Genomic DNA, 16668 nt, shown 5'->3' with positions numbered 1-16668 from the left:
TGCCGCATGGTGGTCAAGTAACGTGGCTGGGCTCCCCCCACACTCGCCGGAGGTTCCCGCATGCCCGCAGACACGTCCGACACCCTCCAGGCGGAGCAGGACTATCTGAAGACGTCCCGGGCCGCGCTGGCGCTGATGCGGGCGAAGACCGGCTCGCTGGAGATCCACAGCGCGGACCGGGTCAACCAGGAGTTCCTGCAGGCCGCGATCTTCCAGCGGATGAAGGAACTGGAGGACGACCCCGACGTACCGCTGTTCTTCGGCCGGCTGGACTACCTGGAGCCGGTCGAGGAGACGTTCCACATCGGCCGCCGGCACGTGAACGACGCGCTCGGCGAGCCGCTGGTGGTGGACTGGCGGGCGGACATCTCGGTGCCGTTCTACCGGGCCAGCAAGACCGAGCCGATGGGCGTCGGGATCCGCCGCAGGTTCGGGTTCACGCACGGCGAGATGACCGCGTTCGAGGACGAGGACCTGACCGCGAGCGGCGCGGCGGAGCAGCACAGCGACATCCTGGACGCGGAGATCGAGCGCCCGCGCTCGGGCCCGATGCGTGACATCGTCGCCACGATCCAGCCGGAGCAGGACGTGATCGTCCGGGCCGGCGTCGACGAGACCATCTGTGTCCAGGGCGCGCCCGGCACTGGGAAGACCGCGGTCGGGCTGCACCGGGCGGCGTACCTCCTCTACGCGTACCGGGACCAGCTCAGCCGCGCCGGTGTCCTCGTGGTCGGCCCGAACGCCAGCTTCCTGCGCTACATCGGCGACGTCCTGCCGGCCCTCGGTGAGATCGAGGCGAAGCAGACGACGGTCGAGGAGATGGTTGCCCGGGTCAAGATCGCCGGGCCGGGTCCCGCGCTCGTCGACGTCCTCAAGGGCGACGCCCGGATGGCGGAGGTCCTGTATCGCGCGGTCTGGGCGCACGTACGGCGGCCCGAGGACGCGCTTGTCGTCCCGCGGGGCGCGCACCGCTGGCGGGTGGCGACGTACCAGGCCGAGGAGCTGGTCGACGAGCTCCGGACGCGTGGCATCCGGTACGGCGCCGGTCGCGCGATGCTGCCGCAACGGCTGGCGCATGCGGTGCTGCTTCGGATGGAGGCGGCCGGTGACTCGCCGGACGACCGGGTGCAGGACTCTGTCGCCAGGAGCCGTCCGGTGAAGCAGTACGCCGAGGCCCTGTGGCCGGCGGTGGATCCGGCCAAGCTCCTGTTCCGCCTGTTCACCGAGCCGGACCTGCTGGCCCAGCACGCGGACGGCATCCTCTCCGCGGCGGAGCAGGCGCTGCTGATCTGGGAGAAGGTGCCGCGCTCCCCCGGCGCGGCCAAGTGGTCCGTTGCCGATGCCACCCTGATCGACGAGATCGCCGACCTGGTCGACCGTACGCCGTCCCTCGGCCACGTCGTGCTGGACGAGGCCCAGGACCTGTCCGCGATGCAGCTGCGCGCTGTCGGCCGCCGTTGCTCGACCGGGTCGATGACGGTCCTCGGTGACATCGCGCAGGGCACCACACCGTGGGCTACGCCGTCCTGGGGCGAGGCCCTGACGCATCTTGGCAAGACCAGCGCCCATACGGAGGAGCTGACGGCCGGCTTCCGCGTACCGGGTCAGGTGATCGAGTACGCCGCCCGCCTGCTCCCGACGATCGCCCCGCACCTCAAACCGCCGACTGCGGTACGGCGGGCACGTGGTGAGCTGACCATCACCCGCGTACCGGACAGCCTCGCTGCTGCGGTCACCGCCGTAGAGGAGGCGTCCGAGCGGCTGGGGTCGATCGGGCTGATCGTTCCGGACGCCCTGGTCCCGGCGACCCGGAAAGCCTTGCAGGGCGTGGCTTTCTCGGTGCTGGGCGACGAGGACGACGTCGATGCGCACCTGGACGTCGTACCGGCATCACTTGCCAAGGGTCTCGAGTTCGACCATGTGGTGCTGGTGGAGCCGGCCGGCATCGTGGCTGGTGAGGCCGACGAGCGGACCGGCCTCCGGCGCCTTTACGTCTGCCTGACGCGTGCCGTCACCTCACTGGTCGTCGTACACAGTGAGGACCTGCCTGAGGTGCTAGTCAGCTGAGGCTGTGATGTACAAGTCCTCCTCACGCTCCAGTTGCTCGACCCGGCGCAGCGACGGGTCGCGCCAGAGCAGGTAGACCAGCCCCAGAACGACAAGCGACAGCACTGCCGCCAGTACGGGCAGGTAGCCGACGCCTACCGTCTGGATCACCAGTCCGCCGACTACAGCGGACAACCCGGCGCCTAGGTAGATCGCAGACGCGTTGAGCGAGATCAATAGGCCGCCGCCCAGTTCCAGCAACAGGTTCTGGATCGGCGGGTTGAACGCCCACGTCAGCATGCCCCACACGACCAGGGCGATGCCGGCACCGGCCGCTGTTGTCAGTGTGAGGTCGAGCGTTGCCAAGACTGCGGTGATGCCCAGCATCAGCACAACCAGCGTGGGCAGGCTGCCGAAGCGGTCGGTGATGCGCCCGCCGACGAAGTTGCCGACGACCGCGCCCACGCCGTACAGCAGAAGCAGCAGGCCGGTGACGCTGCCGGTCAGGCCGGCGGTGTGCTTGAGCAGCGGGACGATGTAGATGTACACGCTGAACGCCGCCAGCACAGCAAGCACTGTCATCGCCAGTACGACCTGCACGCGTCGGTCGGTCACGCCGGCGAAGCGTTCACGCAGGCTGACCACTGGTGCCGCCTCGACCTTCGGCAGCGCGGCCCGCTCGACTATGGCGACCAGTACGGCGACCGCGGTGATCAGTGCGAAGACGCCCTTGTAACCGAGTGTCGGGCCCAGCAACGTGCCTGCCGGTACGCCGAGAACCAGAGCGAACGTGAGACCGCCGAAGACGATGGCCACTGCCCTACCGCGTTCCTCGGGAGGTAAGAGGCTGGTAGCGAAGAGTGTGGCGGCCGGGGTGTACACGGCGGCCCCGAACGCGGCCACGACGCGGCCGAGGATCAAGATCGGGTAGTTGTCGGCCAAGGCGGCGATCAGATTGCCGAGCGCGGCCAGGACCAGTGCGGCGATCAGGAGGGTACGGCGCTCCCACCGGCCGGTCAGCGTGGACAGGATCGGTGCACCGATCGCGTACGACAGCGAGAACGCGGTGGCCAGCTGGCCCGCGGCGGTCAGCGAGACGTGCAGCTCCGAGCTGACGTCGGGCAGCACCCCGGACACGACGTACGCGCTGGTGCCGACCGCGAAGGCGCCGGCGCCGAGCAGGTAGATCCGTGCGGACATCTGAGGACCTTCCGGAGAGGTTCATTAGTTCGACGGTCATCGTACTACGAAGATCATCGAACTTCGACAGGCGTCGTACTATGGAGGCATGGCCACCAAAGTCCTCCCGCAGCCGGAGCGGGGCGAGATCCGCGTCGAGGCGGTTCTGCAGGCGTTGGGCGAGCCGGTCCGGCTGACCATCGTCCGGGCGCTCGCCGACCACCCGGCCGGCGTCTGCTGCGGCGAGATCGAGCTCCCGGTCACCGCCTCGACCCGGGCCCACCACCTCAAGATCCTGCGCGAGGCCGGAGTGATCTCGACCCACACCGACGGCACCCGCCGGGTCAGCCTGCTGCGCCGCGGCGACCTGGAAGACCTGTACCCGGGTCTCCTCACAGGCGTGCTGTCAGCCAAGCAGTAGGCAACCGCAAGGTGGCGGTGGGGTGATCGTGGGCTGGTTGCAGTAGTGCGTTTGGCAGACTGAAGCGGTGGTGGAACTCCGGGCGCGCTGGGACGACCTGCTGCCCGGCTCTGCCGCGCTGGCGGACGACCTGGTCGCGCGGTACGTCGACCGGACCCGCCGCGCCTACCGCGACCAGTACCTGAACATCGTGCTGACCGCCCTGGACTCGCTGATCCAGCTCTCCACCGACCCGACCAGCGTCCGGCTGGCGGCCTGGTTCCACCGGGCCGTCCACGAACCCGGCGGCACTCCGCCCGAGGACGCCGAGGCCTCCGCCCGGCTGGCCGAGGCCCTGCTCCCGCGGTACGGCGTACCGTCGATCCGGATCGCCGAGGTCGCGCGGCTGATCCGCCTGACCGGGGACCTGGCCGCGCCGCCGCCGGACTCGTACGCACCACCTCGCCGCGACGCGAACGGCGACGTACTGCTCGACGCCGTGAACTCGATCCTCGCCTCGGATCCCACCCGGTACGCCGTGCACACCGCCGAGGTACGCCGTGACGCCGGCGAGCGGAAGACCGCGCTCGAGCACCGGTACGACGACGTCCGCGATCTGCTCGACGGGCACCTGTACCGCACGCAACTGGCTCGTCAACGGCTCGGCCAGGTCGCACGGCTCAACCTGGAGTCAGAGCTCGCCGGACTGGACAGCGAGCTGCCCGCACCGTGGCGCGGTTGGCAGCAGGCCGGGCTGACCGCTACGGCCACGTTCGGCGCGGTTGCGGCCGCCGTGGTCGCGATTGCCGCGTCTGGTGCTTCCTGGCAGGTCCCCGCCGCTGACGACGAAGTCGGCTGGCCTGCGGTCGCCCTGGCCACTCTTTCGTTCTTCAGCGCACCCGTGCTGTTCCGTTGTGCCCGTAGCGCGAGTCAACGCGCCCGCCTGATCGCAGGCGCAGTACTGGCCATCGCTGTCACAGGATTGCTCGTTGCTTGGGCCGAGATCCCAAGAACCAACGCAGCCACCGGCGTAGGCCTTCGTGTGCCGCTCCTGATCTCAGCACTGCTCCTGCTGCTCGTAGCAAGCGCAGCCGCGTTGGTCGCATCCCTGCTCCGTACCCGGACCGCCCGCTACCTCCCGGCGCGCAACCTGGGCCAGCAGCTCGCGTGGCTCGTAGTACCGGCCGTTGTCGCTCTTGTGCTCTTGTTGATCGTCCAGCCGCTCTCACGCAACTACGTGCTCTCGTCCAACGAACGGCTCGAAGGCTCCCCGCAGGAGGCCGGTCGGGCCAGCCCGTCCGTACTCGACGGAGGCGTCGCGTGGGTCAGCGAGTCCGTCGCCGGTACCGGTGCCGAGGAAGCGATCGGCACCCGCTTCGGTGTGGCCATTCCCCGCCCGGACGGCGTGGTCGAGATGCTGGACGCGGCCACCGGGGCAGTGCGCTGGCGCTACAGCCGTTCTGACTCCGACGAGAAGCCTGTGATCACGGCCACCGGCAACGGCGAGTACGTGCTCGCCCTGTTCGCCGACGTCGGCTACCTGCTGCTCAACGCGGACACGGGCCGCCGTGAGGCCGCCTGGCCCGGCCGGATGCGGGACAGGTTCATCCAGCAGCCCCAGCCGCTCCTGACCGGCGAACGCAGCGGCAAGCTGCACGGTGTCGATCCCAGCGGGCACGAGCGGTGGACGTACGAGTCCGGCAGCTGCACAGACCTCGGTGCGATCGCAACAGCCGAGACGGTGCTCGCGTTCGTCAGTCACACCTGCGACGAGCAGCCGGACGAGATGACAGCGCTGGACGTGCAGACCGGCAAGATGCTGTGGACGAAGACCGCGCCGAACAGCTACCGACGGCCGGTCGTCGTCGCCGGGCTGGTCGTCGTGGCCGAGCCCGGCGGCGACACCGACGTACCGGCGGCGCTGACCGCGATCGAGCCGAGTACAGGCGACATCCGGTGGCGCTGGGACGTACCCAAGGGCTGGGCCTGCCGCACCCTGCTGAACGCGGCCGGGAAGTACCTGATCGTCGTGGACTGCCCCGGGCCGAGCACCGTGGAGAGCCGCCGGACCGTGGTCACGGCCATCGACGCGAACACCGGCCTGACCGCCTGGCAGACCGTGGCGCCGGTCAGCCCGCGAGCGAAGGTCACGGTGACCGCCGACGGCCGCGTGGTCTCGCTGAGCCGGGCGGGCACCGGCTGTGTCGCGAACGTGATCAACCGGGCCGGCTTCCGGCAGGTCCGCCTGCCCACCGGCATCATGTGCGAGCGGGACCCGCGGGCGGTCGGCAACCTCGTACTCACTTCCGGCCCGAACACCGTGATCGCCCTGCGTTAGTGACTCCAGGTAGTCGACCGTTGGCAACCCCTTCGGAGTTGACGGCGGAGTGTGACCTGTACCGCAGTTCCTGGGGGTCAGGTGACGAGCCGATAACCCTTTGGCCACGGACCGATTCGGGAACCCCGGATCCGTCCTTACGGACTCCCAACGGGTGCCAGACTCCATAGCCATGGACCTGCGCGACCAGTGGAATCGCCTGCTGCCGCACGCGCAGCCGTTGGGCGACGATCTGCTGGCTCGTTACGCAGAGCAACATCGCCACTATCACGACCAGCAGCACCTGACCGAGGTGCTGACCACGATCGACGACCTGGCCGAGTACGCCGACGACGCGGACACCGTCCGGCTGGCGGCCTGGTTCCACGACGCGATCTACGACCCGCAGGCCGACCCCGGCGAGAACGAGGAGGTCTCGGCGCAGCTGGCCGAGCTCGAACTGGCGGCGTACGGCGTGGACACCGACCGGGTCGCGGAGATCGGGCGGCTGGTCCGGCTGACCGCCAAGCACGACTGCGCCGCGGACGACCGCAACGGCGCCGTGCTGTGCGACGCCGACCTGCGGATCCTGAGCCTGCCGGCGCCGCGGTACGACGAGTACGCGGCCGGGATCCGGCAGGAGTACGAGCACGTCGCCGACCGGGACTTCGCCCGCGGGCGGATGTCGTTCCTGCAGGCGCTGAGCGAGACCCGGCTGTACGTGACCCCGAGGGGGCACGAGGAATGGGAGAGACCGGCCCGCGAGAACCTCACGCGGGAGGTCGAAGCTCTGGGCCCTAGGGCCGCCCGGCCGATCGGCGGGCTGATCCCGGTCATCTACTTCGGCGCGGCCCTCGGCGCGGTGGTCGCCTCCTCGGTCCTGCTCGGCCGCGGCCTCGGCGCGGCGGCCAAATGGCCGGCCGAGCCGTCCGATGTCAGCGGCTTCCCGGTGTGGGCACCCATCGCCGGTACGGCGGTAGCGGCCGCCTTGACCTGTGCGTGGTTCCGCCGTACGCAGCGGCGGCTGGTGACCGTTCCGGCGATCGTCTTCGCGGCTGTCGGGCTGATCGCGATCGGCGTCTGCTGGTGGCGCTGGCCGGCGGCTCAGCCCGGTGCGGCCATGTCAGAGCGCTGGCCGTACCTGCTGATCGCGTCCGCGGCACTAGTACTTGCGGGAGCGTTGCTGGCGTTGGCGCTCCGGCTGCGGCTGGCACCGGCGTACGCGCAAGCACCTCCGCGTTGGGTGGGCGTTGGTGCCACGGCTGTCTGTGGGGCGCTGCTCGCGTGGGTCGTGGTCTCTGCCGGCGAGCCTTTCGTGCAGGCGCGTCTGGAGACCGCCAACACGGTCAGCACAACCACCACGATCCAGCCGACCCAGCAGCCGGTCCAGCTCGACGGGACGCTCGCGTGGAGCCGTGAGGTCCCGGCAACGGGTGCCATCACCGGTACGGCGGGCGGTGTCGCGGAGCTGCGCCCTGACGGCGTGGTGATGTCCGACGCGGCCACGGGCCAGATCCGGTGGCGCTACTCGCGGGCCGACATACAGGACGCGGCGTCTAGCGGCTCCCGGGGCCTCGTGGTGTCGGCTGACGGACAGGTCATCGCCGCACACCTGCCCCGAGCGCAGGAGCCCACGGGCATCAAGCTGCCGACGTACGCCGTACTCGACGCCGTCAGCGGGAAGGTGCTCACCGAGGTCGACTCCGACGGTACTGCGCTGGCTGTCGACTCGGACCAGCTACTGGTGGCAGAGGGCAACTACGTCGTCTCGCATGGCGTGAGCAGCCCGACGCACTGGCAAGCCCAGGTTCGCTGCAACGTGACGCAGGGCGCGCTGGTAGGCGACCAGGCGGTCGTGGTCGACGCCTGTGCCGGCAACGGCGCCGTCGTACGCGGACTTGACCTCAAGACCGGTGCCCAGAAGTGGGAGGTCAGCCTGGGCGCCCGGATCGACCTGAGCGCCGAGCTGGACCCGTCGACGTGGGTCGGCGAGCTGGTCTCGGTACCGGACACCCGTGAGGTCTCCGGCCTGATCTGGACCGGCGCCGCGGGCGGCACGCTCTACCAGTGGTCCGTGGACACCAGCACGGGCAACCTGCTCTGGTCGTCGCCCGTACCAGGCACACCACGACCACGGCTCGGCTCGTCGTCCTGCGACGCACAGCTCGCCGCCACGCACGCGTCCCTCGTACTCATCACCTGCCGCACCGGCAACGACTCAGGCCAGCCGCAGACGTACGACGTGTCCGCGTCGAGCCCCGCCGACGGTACGCCGCAGTGGCACCACCTGCTGCAGGTACCGCCGAAGTTGCAGCACCCGGAGTACCCGCGGGACGGGTTCGGGCTGCTGCCGGACGGACGGGTCGTCACGCTGATGCCGCAGGCCAACGGCAGCTGCTCGCCGGTGCTGATCGGCTCGAACGGCATCCAGCCCCGACCGATCCTGGCCGGCTCCGAGGCGCAGCCGGTTGCCAAGTCCGAGTCCGTCACGTGTGACAAGCCGGCCGTCACGGTGGCCGCCGCTCGCCCGATCTTCTCCGACGGAACCCGGCTCTTCGCCCTCAACTGATCCCCGGGAATTATGTTGCTCCCGGTGCGGTTCCTCTCTACCGTGATCCGCATGTTCCGCGTGGTTTTCCTCGAGCACGACCTGTCAGGCACCGGCCTGACGGGCGCTCCCACGTGGGCACCGTCAGTCGATTGCACCGGCACTCGAAGCTGACCCTCCTCCTGCCTCGCAGGACCCGCGGAGGAGGGTGGCCCGAACCGGCCCCCTCGTCGCGGTGACAGCGCCGCGAGGGCTTGCCGGAGGGTCCTGCCTCGTACCGAATCTTCTGACAGGCAAAGGAAAACTCATGGCCAAGAGCCAGTTCGTGCGGACCAAGCCGCACCTCAACATCGGCACGATGGGGCACGTCGACCACGGCAAGACCACCCTGACCGCCGCCATCACCAAGGTGCTCGCCGAGCGCGACCCGAACGTGAACCGCTTCGTCGCCTTCGACGGCATCGACCGTGCCCCGGAGGAGCTGCAGCGCGGGATCACGATCAACATCTCGCACGTCGAGTACGAGACCGCCACCCGGCACTACGCGCACGTCGACATGCCCGGGCACGCCGACTACGTGAAGAACATGATCACCGGCGCGGCCCAGGTGGACGCCGCGATCCTGGTCGTCTCCGCGCAGGACGGCGCGATGCCGCAGACGCGCGAGCACGTGCTGCTCGCCCGCCGCGTCGGCGTGCCGTACCTCGTGGTCGCGCTGAACAAGGCCGACACCGTCGACGACCCGGAGCTGCTCGACCTGGTCGAGCTGGAGGTCCGCGAACTCCTGTCGGAGTACGGCTTCCCGGGCGACGAGGTACCCGTCGTCCGGGTGTCCGGGCTGAAGGCGCTCGAGGGCGACCCGCGGTGGACCGCCGCGATCGGCGACCTGCTGGACGCGATCGACGACTACGTGCCGGTACCGGACCGTGAGCTCGGCGAGCCGTTCCTGATGCCGATCGAGAGCGTGCTCACGATCAGCGGCCGCGGCACGGTGGTCACGGGTGCGGTCGAGCGCGGCTCGCTGAAGGTCGGCGACGCGGTCGAGGTGGTCGGGCTCGGCCCGACGGTGACGAGTACGGCGATCGGCATGGAGACGTTCGGCAAGTCGCTGGAGTCCGCGGACGCGGGCGACAACGCGGCTGTGCTGCTGCGTGGCGTGAAGCGTGACGAGGTCCGTCGCGGCCAGGTGGTGGCGCTGCCGGGCAGCGTGCGGCCGCACCGGAAGTTCCGGGCGAACCTGCACGCGCTGTCCACCGCCGAGGGCGGCCGGCACACGCCGTTCGCCGCGGACTACCGGCCGCAGTTCTACTTCCGGACCACGGACGTGTCCGGCGGGATCGACCTGGGTGAGATCACCCTGGTGATGCCCGGCGACACGATCGAGCTCGGCGTGGAGCTGGCGAAGGCGGTCGCGATGGACGTCGGCCTCGGCTTCGCGGTCCGCGAGGGCGGCCATACCGTCGCCGCGGGCACCGTGACCGAACTGCTCGACTAGTAAGGAACGGCCCTCAATTCGTTGAGGGCCGTTTCCTGTGTCTGAGCCCCGACGCGATCAGCCGCTCGACCAGCTCGCGGCTGGAGACGGGTACGGCGCCGGCCCGGACGAGGTCGTCGTACCGGTCGCTGGGTACGTCGTAGTGGTCGCGGTCGAAGCCTCGCGCGGGGATGCCGGCCGCCTTCGCGAAGGCGTGGAGTTCCTCGTAGGACTCGTCGCTGACCAGGTGCGACCAGATCCGGTTCCAGGCCGGCCAGGCGGGTGGGTCGATCAGGATCATTCGCGGGCGTCCTGGGCGTCGAGCAGGTTGCGCCAGGAACGGACGAACCGGGAGTTCACGTACGCCTTCGTCCACGACCCGTCCTGGCGGACCGACGTACCGACGTGGAAACGGCGTACGCCGCTCTGGTACAGCCACGGCACGTGCTCCGGCTGCAGACCGCCGCCCGCCATCATCACGCCGGCCACCGCCGGGTCCTCCTTCGCGAGCCTGCACAGGTCGTCCAGCCCGTGGCTGACGCCGATGGAGGAACCCGCGGTCAGTACGCAGTCCAGCCCGGGCAGGCCGCGGAGTGCGCGCCAGGCCGGCTGCTGCTCGAGTACGGCGTCGACCGCGCGGTGGAACGTCCACGGCGTACCGGCGAACGTGCTGACCAACTGGCCGACGGACTCCACGTCCACCTGGTTGTCCGGGGTCAGGAACCCCAGCACGAACCCGTCGGCGCCCGCGGACAGGAAGGACTGCGCCATCGCGGTCAGCCGGTTCAGGTCGGCGCCGTTGGTGGTGAACGAGTTCTCCAGCCGCAGCATGACGCGCAACGGCAGGTCGGTGACGCGGCGGATCGCGCTCACCGTCGACACCGAGGGGCACAACCCGTCCGCCTCCATCGAGGCGCACAGCTCCAGCCGGTCCGCCCCACCCTCCTGCGCCGCCTCCGCATCCGCCGGATGCAACGCGATGATCTCCAGCAACGAACCCATGCGCGCCATCATCTCCCATATTCGTGTTGCACTCCCGCAGCGTCGTCTGTATCGTTTTTCTAGAACGATTTAGAAGAACGATACAGAAGGGGTGTACGCGATGGCCGGGGTGACGCTGAAGACCGTGGCGAAGGCCGTGGGCGTGTCGCCGTCGACGGTGTCGAACGCCTACAACAAGCCCGACCAGCTCTCCACGGCACTGCGCGAGCGGATCCTGGCCACGGCCCATGAGCTCGGGTACGCCGGACCCGACGCCTCCGCCCGCGCCCTGCGGAGCGGGAAGGCGGGCGCGGTCGGGGTGCTGTTCACCGACAAGCTCGCGTACGCGTTCTCGGACCCGTACGCGGTCGGCTTCCTCGCCGGACTGGCGGAGGTCGCCGAGGAGTTCTCGACCAGCCTGCTGCTGATGCCGCTCAGTTCCACGGACATCGCCGGCGGCAGCAACGCCGTCCAGCAGGCGGCCATCGACGCGGCCGCGATCTTTTGCGTACCGGGTGGGCATCCGGCGCTGGAGATCCTGGCGAACCGCGGCATCCCCGCGGTGTCGACCGATCGCGGCGACCACCCGGACCTGTCCTGGGTCGCGATCGACGAGGTCCAGGCGGCCGCGCAACTGGGCGAGCACCTGGCCCGGCTCGGGCACCGCGACGTCGTCGTACTGGTCGACAACGCGCAGGCGGCCGGCGGGCGGCCGATGGAGCTGACCGTCGACGAGGTCGGGTACACCGACTGCGAGTTGCGGATCCAGGGCCTGCAGAAGGCGATGCCGGACGCCCGGCTGCGGATCGTCTCCGGCGGGCACAACGCGATCGCCTCCGGGCAGCGCGGAGCGGAGTACGTCCTGGACTCGCAGGACCGGCCGACCGCGATCGTCGGACTGAGCGACGTCCAGGCGCTCGGTGCGCTGGAGGCGATGAAGGTCCGGGGGCTGACCCCGGGTCGCGATCTGACCCTGGCCGGGTTCGACGACATCCCGGCCGCCGCGGCCGCCGGGCTGACAACGGTCCGGCAGCCGATCAAGGACAAGGGCCGCGCGGTCGGCCGGATCCTGCTGGACCCGGCAACCACCGAGCGGCAGCAACTGATGCCGACCCAGCTGATCGTCCGCTCCAGCAGCGGGCCGGCTCCGCGGCACTGACAACCCAACATTCCTACCCGGAGCCATTCGGTTTCCGGGGCGATCAACCACGCTCTCAGGAGGGAGCAGCACCATGACGTACTTCATCGCCGGCAACACCGCTGTCGAGAACGCCCGCAGCCTGAGCCAGTCGGCACTCCCGAACGCCCCCCAGCAGTACGACGAACCACGCACGCCGGCCCGCACCCGCCGGCCGGTCCACGGACCCTCGTCGGTCCTCGTGCGTACGTCCGTCCGCGCACGGATCGGCGCCGTACTGCGCGCCGCCGCGGAACGCGAGGTCCGTCTCGCCGACCGCATCGACCCCACCTGCACGATCAACTGACCCGGATCGGCGGCCGTCCGCACTTGTTTTGTCGGCGCCGTCTGGCACCCTGAAGGGCGATGAACGAGCCAGGGGTGTTGCTGACCGCACGGGCGATGGTGCTCCACGACCTAGCCGCGCGCGGCTTCAACGACGCCGCGATGGTGTCCTTGCTGGAGGACGCCATCGCGGAACGCCAGTGGTGGCTCGACCAGTGGCCCGACGGCGCCGAACACATCGCCGGCCTGGTGGCCCAGGACGTCCAGGACAGACTGGTGGACAACCGGATCCGCTGGCCCCGCTGCACCGCCTGCGACGACCTCCACGACCACGAGCTCCGCATCGAGCCCGAGCTGGGCCCCGACCCGCACTGGGTCTGCGAACGAGCGGGGATCAGCGTCGCGCCCCTGGGAGGCCTTACCTGACCCTCCGGGAGATACCTGATTGATCTACATGTAGGCAGACTACTATTGTCTGTCTACATGAAGGTTCTCTACGCACTTCGGGGTGCGGCCGGGTTGCATGCGGTGGTGATCTGTCTGCAGCCGGTGTTCGCCGGGGTGTACCTGAACGGGACCCCGCTCGGCATCCGGATGCACGAGCACACCGCCGAGGGGCTGGTCGCCGTCGGGCTCGTTCAGTTGCTGGCAGCAACGTTCTGGTGGCGGGCCGGCGGCCGGTGGGCGGCGCCCGCGGTCAGTCTGCTGATCGTCGCCGGCGAGGTCGTGCAGACGGCGATGGGGTACAGCCGGCAGCTCGCGATCCACATCCCGCTCGGGGTCGCGCTGGTCGCGAGCACCGTGGCGTTCGCCTTCTGGATCAACCGGAGGCAGGCATGACCACACTCGAACAGCCGCCGCAGACCGCCGTACGGCGCCCGCGCGTCAGCCTGTACGCGTTGCGCGGCACGCTTGTCCTGCACGCGATCCTGATCGTCGCGCAGCCGATCGCCGCGGGCTACTTCCTGTCCGGGAACGTCGACGCGATGACCGACGTCCACGCCACCATCGGCGGCTCGGTCTGGATGATCGCGTTCCTGCAGACGATCATCGCGACGTTCTACACGATCGTCGGCCGCGGCAAGATCTGGCCCGCGATCCTGTCGCCGCTCCTGGTGGTCGCCGAGTTCGTCCAGCTCACCTTCGGCTACCTGCAGAACTTCGCCGTCCACATCCCCCTCGGTACGGCGATCGTCGGCACGGTGTTGTGGATGACCGTCTGGTCCTTCCGCAAGTCAGCCCGCCAGAACCGCCGGGAGGCGAAGAAATGACCATGTCCCGCCGCGGCTTCCTGGCCGTCACCGGCGGCACCGGCGCCGCGCTCACCCTGACCAGCTGCGGCCAGGAGGCAAGCCCCGCGCAGTCCGGAGAACTCCTGCGCAGCAAGGCGAAACTCCCCGCGCCGTTTCAGGTCCCGCTCCCGATCCCACCGGTCAAGAAACCGCTCCACTCGGACGCGAAGGCCGACTACTACCAGGTCGTCCAGCGCAAGGCGAGCGTAGAGATCCTGCCCGGCCTGAAGACCGAGATCATGGGGTACGACGGCCTGCTACCTGGACCGACCTTCGACGTACGCAGCGGCCGCACCACTGTGATCGAGCAGGTCAACCAGCTCGACGTATCCACCGTCGTCCACCTGCACGGCGGCCACACGCCCGCACCGAGCGACGGCTGGCCGCTCGACCTGATCATGCCCGCGAACGGTGAGCACGGCGACCATCACATGATGGGCGGCGGCGACATGACCATGGGCAAGCGCACGTACACGTACCCGAACACCCAACGCGCCGCGACCCTCTGGTACCACGACCACACGATGGACTACACCGCGCCGCGGGTCTACCACGGCCTGTTCGGCCTGCACATCGTCCGGGACGCCGAGGAGGAGAATCTCCCGCTGCCGAAGGGTGATCGGGAGATCCCGCTGGTGATCGCGGACCGTGCGTTCGATGCCGACGGCTCCTTTCTCTACCCCGCGCTGAAGGACGGCCCGGGCGTCGAGCCGGCGTACATGGAAGGTGTCGTCGCGGACGTCACGCTGGTGAACGGCGCGCCCTGGCCGGTGCACGAGGTCGACGCGGTCCGCTACCGCTTCCGCATCCTGAACGCCGCGAACGCCCGCCGGTACGAGCTCGCCTTCGACAAGGGTCCCGCGAAGTTCGTGCAGATCGGCAGCGACGGCGGCCTGCTGGACAAGCCGATCGAGCACAGCACGCTGGTGATCGCGCCGGCGGAGCGGTTCGACGTGGTCGTGGACTTCTCGCAGTACCGCCCGGGTGACGAGGTCACGGTCGTCAACAAGCTCGACGGCAACGCCAACGTCCTGCGGTTCAAGGTCGCCCGCAAGGCCATCGACGACACCAGCGTCCCGGCGACGCTCTCGTCGTACGCCGTGACGCCGAGGCCGAGCGGCGTGGCCCGGCGGGCGTGGCGGTTCCGGCGCGGTGACGCCGGGGACCATCGCGGCTGGACGATCAACGGGAAGGCGTTCGACCCGAAGGTGATGCAGGCGCAGGTCAAGCTCGATCAGTACGAGATCTGGACGTTCGTGACCGACGTACACCATCCCGTGCACGTCCATCTCGCGCCGTTCCAGGTGCTGACGCGGGGCGGAAAGAGCGAGCTCTCGGAGTACGACCACGGCTGGAAGGACACCGTGGACATCCGGCCGGCCGAGGTGGTCGAGGTGCTGGTCCGGTTCAGCGCGCACAAGGGCAAGTACCTGATCCACTGCCACAACCTCGAGCACGAGGACATGGCGATGATGGCGGGCTTCGAAACGATCTGACGACTCCTTGACGAGGGCGCCGGCCCGCTCCTATAGTCAACGTATCGGTTGATCAAGGGAGTGGTTGATAAAGATGACGGTTGATGATGATCAGCTCGACCGGTCGTTCGCGGCATTGGCCGACCCGGTCCGGCGGGCGATGATCGCGCGGCTGTCCCGCGGCCCGGCCACGGTGAACGAGCTGGCCGAACCGTTCCCGATCACCAAGCAGGCGGTCTCGCGGCACATCCAGGTGCTCGAGGCCGCCGGGCTGATCACCCGGACCCGGGACGGCCAGCGCCGCCCGTGCCACCTGGTGCCGGCCGCCCTCGAGGCACTGACGAGCTGGATCGACGAGTACCGGCTCGAGACCGAACGCCGCTTCCGCCGGATGGAAGCACTACTCAAGGAGAACCAGTCATGACCGGCACCACCATCAACACCCCCGCGGGGACTCCGTTCGTGGAGATCACCCGGGACTTCGAGGCCACCCCGGCACAGCTGTTCCGGGTGATGACCGACCGCGACCTGATCGCCCAGTGGCTCGGGCCGCGCGACCTGGACGCGACGATCGAGGAGTACGACGTACGGGCCGGCGGCAAGTACCGCTACATCCACCGCGACGCGAACGGCGAATACACGTTCCGCGGCGTCTTCCACACCGTGGAACAGGACAAGATGGTCATCCAGACCTTCGAGTGGGAAGGCGCGCCCGGCGAGGTCTGCATCGAGAAGATGACGCTCGAGCCGACCGAGAAGGGCGTCCGGCTGCACCAGCAGTCGGTGTTCCCGTCGGTCGAGGCCCGCGACCAGTCGATCGAGTACGGCATGGCGGACGGCGTCAACGACTCGATGGACCGGCTCGCCGAGCTGCTCGCGAAGGGGAGCTGATCATGAGCCAGGTGATCGTCGACATCTCGGTGTCGCTGGACGGGTACGTCACCGGGCCGAACGCCGGCGTCGGCAACGGGCTCGGCGACGGCGGCGAGCCGGTGCACGACTGGGTATTCCACGGTACGGACGCGGACCGCGCCGTGCTGAACGCGGCGTTCAACGCGAGCGGCGCGGTCGTCCAGGGCCGCAACCTCTTCGACGTGATCGACGCCCCGGACGGGTGGAGCGACGACATGGGGTACGGCGCGAAACCGACCGGCGAGGTCAACCCGCCGATCTTCGTCGTCACGCACAATCCGCCCGCCCACACCCGGCTCGGCGATCGCTTCCACTTCGTCGGCAGCCCCGGCGAGGCCGTCGAACAGGCGCGGGAAGTTGCCGGAGGCAAGGACGTGTACGTGATGGGCGGCGGCCATATCTGCCACGCGGTGCTCGCCGAAGGGCTGGCCGACGTACTGCGGTTGCACGTCGCCCCCGTCGTACTGGGAGGCGGTACGCCGCTGTGGCCGGCGGAGCCGTCCGCCGGGTTCGGGCTGGAGCTGGTCGAGGCCGTGTCGACACCGGCGGCGCAGCACCTGACGTACCGGGTGGTGAAGTAGC

General features: G+C 69.5%; 17 protein-coding genes. 14 read left to right on the top strand and 3 right to left on the bottom strand.

Going from position 1 to position 16668, the window contains the following annotated elements:
- The first annotated feature begins 60 nt into the window (after nucleotides 1-60).
- Nucleotides 61-2067 (top strand): HelD family protein, encoded by a 2007-nt coding sequence (locus tag ACFV9C_RS27650; protein ID WP_380198145.1) that lies wholly within the window; start codon nucleotides 61-63, stop codon nucleotides 2065-2067.
- Here ACFV9C_RS27650 and ACFV9C_RS27645 read toward each other — a convergent pair.
- The gene (locus ACFV9C_RS27645) at nucleotides 2056-3246 is read right to left on the bottom strand and encodes an MFS transporter (RefSeq protein ID WP_380198144.1); all 1191 of its coding nucleotides are present in this window, start codon (nucleotides 3244-3246) and stop codon (nucleotides 2056-2058) included. The two genes, ACFV9C_RS27650 and ACFV9C_RS27645, sit on opposite strands and share 12 nt — an antisense overlap.
- An 88-nt stretch (nucleotides 3247-3334) precedes the next feature.
- On the opposite strand from ACFV9C_RS27645, the gene ACFV9C_RS27640 reads away from it, so the two are divergent.
- From ACFV9C_RS27640 to tuf, 4 genes are all read left to right on the top strand, one after another.
- Complete coding sequence (locus ACFV9C_RS27640; RefSeq protein WP_380198142.1) at nucleotides 3335-3646, top strand: ArsR/SmtB family transcription factor; 312 nt, start codon at nucleotides 3335-3337, stop codon at nucleotides 3644-3646.
- 67 nt (nucleotides 3647-3713) lie between these two features.
- Nucleotides 3714-5963 carry a PQQ-binding-like beta-propeller repeat protein gene (locus tag ACFV9C_RS27635; protein WP_380198140.1) on the top strand — a complete coding sequence of 750 codons (2250 nt, stop codon included), beginning with the start codon at nucleotides 3714-3716 and terminating at the stop codon, nucleotides 5961-5963.
- 172 nt (nucleotides 5964-6135) lie between these two features.
- Nucleotides 6136-8511 (top strand): hypothetical protein, encoded by a 2376-nt coding sequence (locus ACFV9C_RS27630; protein ID WP_380198138.1) that lies wholly within the window; start codon nucleotides 6136-6138, stop codon nucleotides 8509-8511.
- 286 nt (nucleotides 8512-8797) lie between these two features.
- On the top strand, nucleotides 8798-9985 hold the full coding sequence (gene tuf, locus ACFV9C_RS27625; RefSeq protein WP_380198136.1) for an elongation factor Tu: 1188 nt from the start codon (nucleotides 8798-8800) through the stop codon (nucleotides 9983-9985).
- 13 nt (nucleotides 9986-9998) lie between these two features.
- On the opposite strand, the gene ACFV9C_RS27620 is transcribed toward tuf, so the two are convergent.
- Nucleotides 9999-10265, bottom strand: coding sequence for a DUF4031 domain-containing protein (locus tag ACFV9C_RS27620; RefSeq protein WP_380198134.1), 267 nt, complete (start codon nucleotides 10263-10265; stop codon nucleotides 9999-10001).
- Nucleotides 10262-10966: a copper homeostasis protein CutC gene (locus tag ACFV9C_RS27615; protein WP_380198132.1), complete on the bottom strand. Its 705-nt coding sequence runs from the start codon at nucleotides 10964-10966 to the stop codon at nucleotides 10262-10264. Before ACFV9C_RS27615 ends, ACFV9C_RS27620 begins: the two co-directional genes overlap by 4 nt.
- Nucleotides 10967-11066: 100 nt before the next feature.
- Between ACFV9C_RS27615 and ACFV9C_RS27610 the strand changes: the two genes are divergently transcribed.
- From ACFV9C_RS27610 to ACFV9C_RS27570, 9 genes are all read left to right on the top strand, one after another.
- Nucleotides 11067-12104, top strand: a complete 1038-nt coding sequence (locus ACFV9C_RS27610; protein ID WP_380198131.1) for a LacI family DNA-binding transcriptional regulator — start codon at nucleotides 11067-11069, stop codon at nucleotides 12102-12104.
- A 73-nt stretch (nucleotides 12105-12177) separates the two neighbouring features.
- Entirely contained in the window at nucleotides 12178-12429 is a 252-nt protein-coding gene (locus ACFV9C_RS27605) for a hypothetical protein (protein ID WP_380198129.1), read from the top strand.
- 59 nt (nucleotides 12430-12488) lie between these two features.
- Entirely contained in the window at nucleotides 12489-12833 is a 345-nt protein-coding gene (locus tag ACFV9C_RS27600; RefSeq protein ID WP_380198127.1) for a hypothetical protein, read from the top strand.
- Between the two features lie 57 nt (nucleotides 12834-12890).
- The gene (locus ACFV9C_RS27595) at nucleotides 12891-13247 is read left to right on the top strand and encodes a hypothetical protein (protein ID WP_380198126.1); all 357 of its coding nucleotides are present in this window, start codon (nucleotides 12891-12893) and stop codon (nucleotides 13245-13247) included.
- A complete protein-coding gene (locus ACFV9C_RS27590) occupies nucleotides 13244-13678 on the top strand; it encodes a hypothetical protein (protein WP_380198125.1) in 435 nt (144 codons plus the stop codon). Before ACFV9C_RS27595 ends, ACFV9C_RS27590 begins: the two co-directional genes overlap by 4 nt.
- Entirely contained in the window at nucleotides 13675-15195 is a 1521-nt protein-coding gene (locus ACFV9C_RS27585) for a multicopper oxidase domain-containing protein (RefSeq protein WP_380198124.1), read from the top strand. Before ACFV9C_RS27590 ends, ACFV9C_RS27585 begins: the two co-directional genes overlap by 4 nt.
- Before the next feature lie 73 nt (nucleotides 15196-15268).
- Nucleotides 15269-15598, top strand: a complete 330-nt coding sequence (locus tag ACFV9C_RS27580; protein WP_380198122.1) for an ArsR/SmtB family transcription factor — start codon at nucleotides 15269-15271, stop codon at nucleotides 15596-15598.
- Nucleotides 15595-16065: an SRPBCC domain-containing protein gene (locus ACFV9C_RS27575; RefSeq protein WP_380198120.1), complete on the top strand. Its 471-nt coding sequence runs from the start codon at nucleotides 15595-15597 to the stop codon at nucleotides 16063-16065. The genes ACFV9C_RS27580 and ACFV9C_RS27575 overlap by 4 nt, the downstream gene beginning before the upstream one ends.
- A 2-nt stretch (nucleotides 16066-16067) precedes the next feature.
- Entirely contained in the window at nucleotides 16068-16667 is a 600-nt protein-coding gene (locus tag ACFV9C_RS27570) for a dihydrofolate reductase family protein (RefSeq protein ID WP_380198118.1), read from the top strand.
- Nucleotide 16668 lies beyond the last annotated feature (1 nt).

The organism is Kribbella sp. NPDC059898, assembly GCF_042730855.1.
Classification (GTDB): Bacteria; Actinomycetota; Actinomycetes; order Propionibacteriales; family Kribbellaceae; genus Kribbella.
Note: the sequence above shows the minus strand (reverse complement) of the source record. Positions and strands in the feature narration are given on the sequence as shown.

Excerpts from the sequence above, each read along its gene's own strand:
- ACFV9C_RS27650 (WP_380198145.1), top strand. The coding sequence starts at position 61 with ATGCCCGCAGACACGTCCGACACCCTCCAGGCGGAGCAGGACTATCTG.
- ACFV9C_RS27610 (WP_380198131.1), top strand. The coding sequence starts at position 11,067 with ATGGCCGGGGTGACGCTGAAGACCGTGGCGAAGGCCGTGGGCGTGTCG.
- ACFV9C_RS27580 (WP_380198122.1), top strand. The coding sequence starts at position 15,269 with ATGACGGTTGATGATGATCAGCTCGACCGGTCGTTCGCGGCATTGGCC.
- ACFV9C_RS27595 (WP_380198126.1), top strand. The coding sequence starts at position 12,891 with ATGAAGGTTCTCTACGCACTTCGGGGTGCGGCCGGGTTGCATGCGGTG.
- ACFV9C_RS27590 (WP_380198125.1), top strand. The coding sequence starts at position 13,244 with ATGACCACACTCGAACAGCCGCCGCAGACCGCCGTACGGCGCCCGCGC.
- ACFV9C_RS27575 (WP_380198120.1), top strand. The coding sequence starts at position 15,595 with ATGACCGGCACCACCATCAACACCCCCGCGGGGACTCCGTTCGTGGAG.
- ACFV9C_RS27630 (WP_380198138.1), top strand. The coding sequence starts at position 6,136 with ATGGACCTGCGCGACCAGTGGAATCGCCTGCTGCCGCACGCGCAGCCG.
- ACFV9C_RS27620 (WP_380198134.1), bottom strand. The coding sequence starts at position 10,265 with ATGATCCTGATCGACCCACCCGCCTGGCCGGCCTGGAACCGGATCTGG.
- ACFV9C_RS27585 (WP_380198124.1), top strand. The coding sequence starts at position 13,675 with ATGACCATGTCCCGCCGCGGCTTCCTGGCCGTCACCGGCGGCACCGGC.
- ACFV9C_RS27605 (WP_380198129.1), top strand. The coding sequence starts at position 12,178 with ATGACGTACTTCATCGCCGGCAACACCGCTGTCGAGAACGCCCGCAGC.
- ACFV9C_RS27640 (WP_380198142.1), top strand. The coding sequence starts at position 3,335 with ATGGCCACCAAAGTCCTCCCGCAGCCGGAGCGGGGCGAGATCCGCGTC.
- ACFV9C_RS27600 (WP_380198127.1), top strand. The coding sequence starts at position 12,489 with ATGAACGAGCCAGGGGTGTTGCTGACCGCACGGGCGATGGTGCTCCAC.
- ACFV9C_RS27645 (WP_380198144.1), bottom strand. The coding sequence starts at position 3,246 with ATGTCCGCACGGATCTACCTGCTCGGCGCCGGCGCCTTCGCGGTCGGC.
- ACFV9C_RS27570 (WP_380198118.1), top strand. The coding sequence starts at position 16,068 with ATGAGCCAGGTGATCGTCGACATCTCGGTGTCGCTGGACGGGTACGTC.
- ACFV9C_RS27615 (WP_380198132.1), bottom strand. The coding sequence starts at position 10,966 with ATGGGTTCGTTGCTGGAGATCATCGCGTTGCATCCGGCGGATGCGGAG.
- tuf (WP_380198136.1), top strand. The coding sequence starts at position 8,798 with ATGGCCAAGAGCCAGTTCGTGCGGACCAAGCCGCACCTCAACATCGGC.